This is a genomic window from Methylocystis sp. sgz306128 (assembly GCF_056032725.1).
Genome location: NZ_JBVYWO010000025.1, coordinates 1 through 2,888 on the forward strand (window position 1 = coordinate 1; position 2,888 = coordinate 2,888).

At 46.1% G+C, this 2,888-nt stretch carries 3 protein-coding genes; all 3 read left to right on the plus strand.

Annotation, left to right across the window (positions count from 1 at the left end; genetic code table 11):
- Positions 1-291 (plus strand): sugar phosphate nucleotidyltransferase (locus AC0N03_RS16685; protein WP_474290038.1); only part of this gene is annotated, 291 nt, incomplete at its 5' end.
- Between the two features lie 90 nt (positions 292-381).
- The gene (locus tag AC0N03_RS16690) at positions 382-1,440 is read left to right on the plus strand and encodes a Gfo/Idh/MocA family protein (RefSeq protein WP_474290039.1); all 1,059 of its coding nucleotides are present in this window, start codon (positions 382-384) and stop codon (positions 1,438-1,440) included.
- 27 nt (positions 1,441-1,467) lie between these two features.
- A complete protein-coding gene (locus AC0N03_RS16695) occupies positions 1,468-2,601 on the plus strand; it encodes an ATP-grasp domain-containing protein (RefSeq protein WP_474290040.1) in 1,134 nt (377 codons plus the stop codon).
- The last annotated feature ends 287 nt before the right edge of the window (positions 2,602-2,888 follow it).

Genomic DNA, 2,888 nt, shown 5'->3' on the forward strand with positions numbered 1-2,888 from the left:
AACGAGCTGGAAATCACCGACGTGAACCGCATCTATCTCCAGCGCGGCCAGCTTTCCGTTGAAACATTGGGCAGGGGCTATGCCTGGCTCGATACCGGCACGCCGGAGTCGCTTGTCGATGCGGCGACATTCGTGCGCGCGCTGGAAAAGCGGCAGGGCGTGCGCATCTGCGCGCCGGAGGAAATCGCTTATCGCAGCGGCTTCATCTCGAAAGCCGACCTCGCCCGTCTGGCCGAAAAACTGGGCAAGAGCGGCTATGGACAATATCTCCAAGAAATTGCTGAAGAATAAATAAAATATTTTAAATAATATATAATAATAAATTTAAAAATTTGATTATTTAAAATTCACGGATAGAGTAAATATTTAAGGGAATATCTTATGAATTCACCAATTAAATTTATTCTTTCTGGCCCTGGGCTTATTGGCAGGCGGCATGCCGAGTTAATCGAGGCGAGGGACGATTGTGACCTCGTCGCGGTCGTCGCGCCTGATTCTGAAGAAAATCGTGCTTTTGCGAACCGGCATGCGGTCGACTTTTATACCGATTTCGCTCACGCTCTTGCGACGGAAAAATTTGACGCTGCTATCATTAGTTCGCCAAACGCCGTGCATTACAGTCAGGCAATGGCCTGTATCGAGCACGGCATTCCTGTGCTTATCGAAAAGCCCATAACTGATAACGTCAAAGAAGCGGAGAGTCTGCTCTCGGCTGTTAAACGTTCGGATGTGCCAGTGTTGGTTGGTCATCACCGGACATATAGCCTACTTCTTGATGCTGCTATGCCTTTCCTACGTTCCGAGCGCTTCGGTCGGTTAGTTGCTCTTCAAGGTTCAGCCCTATTTTATAAGCCCAAACAATACTTTCTCGATGGTCCTTGGCGCTCGTTGCGGGGCGGGGGGCCAATATTAATTAATCTGATTCATGAGATCGGATTGATGCGGAGTTTTTGTGGAGAGATAGCATCAATAAGTGCAATTGCGGGGCACAACATCCGTAATTTTGACGTAGAAGATACCGTTTCTATATCACTTGCGTTTCGAAGTGGTGCGTTGGGTACTTTTCTGCTTTCAGACACAGCTGCGAGCACAAAAAGTTGGGAAATGACAAGTGGCGAAAACGCTGCTTATCCATTCTATCCGAGCGAATATTGTTATCACTTTTCAGGAACGAATGGCTCGTTGGATTTTCCAAGCATGCACGCGCGCGCCTACAAGAGCGAAGCAGATCGGTCGTGGTGGAAGCCATTCGATGAATTTGTGCTCCAATTGGAGCGTCAAGATCCGCTAAAACTCCAACTTGATCATTTTGTGGACGTCATTCGCGGCAAGGTAAAGCCTCGGATATCAGCCGAAGATGGATACCGTAACCTTCTGGTAGTTCAGGCTATCCAGCGCTCGATTGAAACGCGTGCAGTAGTTGATATCGACGAAGTTTAATGAGCATTAATTTAGGGTAACGCGCCTATGAAAGTACTTCTGGTGGACACCGCATTTTCTTCGTTGCCAATATACGAATATCTCGTGGAAAGTGGACACGAGGTTTGGGTAATGGGAAACCGTCCAGCAGATATTCTGGCACAAAGGGCAGGGCGGCGCTGGGTTGAACAAGACTATAGTCAGATACCGGAAGTAGACCGTCATGTTAACCGACTGGGTATTGAACGCATTATCCCAGGTTGTACTGATGTGTCTATGGACACATGCGTACAGATTGGCGGCGCCATGCTTGATGACGTCAGCGCTAATGGGAAATTAGCCAATAAGCGCCAATTTCGCAGGCTCTGTATGGAACTCGATCTGCCCGCGCCACTTGAGCGCTCAGAAAGCCAGTTTCCAACAGTAGGACAGTTTATTTGCAAGCCTGTCGATGCTTTCAGCGGCCGTGGGATATCGGTGTTTGACGGAGCAAATCCCGAGCGGGTTACTGCAGCTTTTAAAATGGCTCGGCAGGCTAGCATTACACAGCAAGCTCTAGCGGAACCATTTGTCGTTGGCGAACTTTTTAGTTACACCACATTTATTGAGAACTGCGTTCCTCAGGATGCTTTTTTAGTGCGCGAGGCCTCATCAATTAATCCGTTTGCCGTAGATACGAGTTATGTTTCCGGAGCTCTGCCTGAAGATTGTCAACAGACTCTCTCTGAAAGTATTGTCCGCCTGGCACGGGCACTATCACTAAAAGACGGCCTTGTTCACACGCAATTTCTCTGGACAGGGGACCGGCCGTCGATTGTAGAAGTTTCACGTCGATGTCCGGGCGATCTATATGCACTTCTTATCGAATATAGTACTGACTTTCGTTATGCAGCAAAATATGCTTCCTATTTTATTGGTACCCCTTGTAATACGTCGCCTAATCAACTGCGCTATATTATGAGACACACCGTTACTGCTGACGAGAGGACGATTTTCAGTGGTCTTCGACTGCAGAACGCGCTGCCTGTCAAAAGTTTTTTTCCACTTCATCGTCTTGGCGAAGAATTAGCCGGAGGTCATAACGGGCGTGCTGGAATACTATTCTGTGAATTTTCAAATCAAAGAGAAATGCTCTTGGCAGAACGAAATTTTCTCGACAGGTCAGCTTATATCGTTGATTAAGTCCCGATAATAATTCGGATAAAAATATCATATATTTGGCGCCAAAGCGCGCGCCGAATTTTAATAAAATAAGAAATTTGATGTTAATTTCCAACATATTTTTATTTATTATATCAATATATTTAATATTTATTTTCAATAAATTTGACAGAAATTTTAATATATATAATTAGATATGGTTGACCTGAGCCCCGACTTCCCTCCAGTTTTGGGGAGAGTCTTAGATTTGCATTTTGACCTCAAGCGGCCCTTTTTTCCATAGTGATTTTCATTGCAAACTCATTGGG